Origin of the sequence: Fictibacillus sp. b24 (genome assembly GCF_030348825.1) — a bacterium.
GTDB lineage: Bacteria > Bacillota > Bacilli > Bacillales > Fictibacillaceae > Fictibacillus.
In genome coordinates this window covers 1-969 of record NZ_JAUCES010000003.1, presented here as the reverse complement: position 1 = coordinate 969, position 969 = coordinate 1, and the positions used below count along the sequence as shown (strand labels likewise).

General features: G+C 49.9%; 9 tRNA genes. All 9 read right to left on the bottom strand.

Annotated features, from left to right (window positions below):
• Nucleotides 1–87 precede the first annotated feature (87 nt).
• Nucleotides 88–163: transfer RNA gene (locus tag QUF49_RS00055), tRNA-Ala, on the bottom strand.
• Between the two features lie 20 nt (nt 164–183).
• Nucleotides 184–260, bottom strand: a tRNA-Pro gene (locus tag QUF49_RS00050).
• Nucleotides 261–267: 7 nt separating this feature from the next.
• Nucleotides 268–344: transfer RNA gene (locus QUF49_RS00045), tRNA-Arg, on the bottom strand.
• Nucleotides 345–351: 7 nt separating this feature from the next.
• Nucleotides 352–440, bottom strand: a tRNA-Leu gene (locus tag QUF49_RS00040).
• Between the two features lie 14 nt (nt 441–454).
• Nucleotides 455–529: transfer RNA gene (locus QUF49_RS00035), tRNA-Gly, on the bottom strand.
• Between the two features lie 28 nt (nt 530–557).
• Nucleotides 558–641: transfer RNA gene (locus tag QUF49_RS00030), tRNA-Leu, on the bottom strand.
• Nucleotides 642–650: 9 nt separating this feature from the next.
• A tRNA-Lys gene (locus tag QUF49_RS00025) sits at nt 651–726 on the bottom strand.
• Nucleotides 727–734: 8 nt separating this feature from the next.
• Nucleotides 735–810: transfer RNA gene (locus tag QUF49_RS00020), tRNA-Thr, on the bottom strand.
• 13 nt (nt 811–823) lie between these two features.
• Nucleotides 824–899 (bottom strand) — tRNA-Val (locus QUF49_RS00015).
• Nucleotides 900–969: the final 70 nt, after the last annotated feature.

Genomic DNA, 969 nt, shown 5'->3' with positions numbered 1-969 from the left:
TTTAATTCCTTACCTATTTCTTTTGTTCAGTTTTCAAAGAACTTTTTTGCAATAAAAAAGAAAATGTCAGAAACATTTTCTGAAAAATGGTGGAGCTTAGCGGGATCGAACCGCTGACCTCCTGCGTGCAAGGCAGGCGCTCTCCCAGCTGAGCTAAAGCCCCAAATAACATATTAGTTATAATGGTCGGGAAGACAGGATTTGAACCTGCGACCCCCTGGTCCCAAACCAGGTGCTCTACCAAGCTGAGCCACTTCCCGTAAAACATGGCGCGCCCTGAGAGATTCGAACTCCCGACCTTTTGATTCGTAGTCAAACACTCTATCCAGCTGAGCTAAGGGCGCATGTATGTGGTGCCGAGGACCGGAATCGAACCGGTACGGTAGTCACCTACCGCAGGATTTTAAGTCCTGTGCGTCTGCCAGTTCCGCCACCCCGGCACATACAATAACTTTGGAGCGGAAGACGGGATTCGAACCCGCGACCCCAACCTTGGCAAGGTTGTATTCTACCACTGAACTACTTCCGCAAACATATTTTGTTTTCAAAATGGAAATTGGTGCGGGTGAAGGGACTCGAACCCCCACGTCAAAGACACTAGATCCTAAGTCTAGCGCGTCTGCCAATTCCGCCACACCCGCGTGTATAAATGGTGAGCCATGAAGGACTCGAACCTTCGACCCTCTGATTAAAAGTCAGATGCTCTACCGACTGAGCTAATGGCTCGTGCAAAATGGTGCCGGCTAGAGGACTTGAACCCCCAACCTACTGATTACAAGTCAGTTGCTCTACCAATTGAGCTAAACCGGCAAGTAAGAATAAATGGTGGAGGATGACGGGTTCGAACCGCCGACCCCCTGCTTGTAAGGCAGGTGCTCTCCCAGCTGAGCTAATCCTCCATTTTATATCTAGCCTAGCGACGTCCTACTCTAACAGGGGGAGACCCCCAACTACCATCGGCGCTGAAGA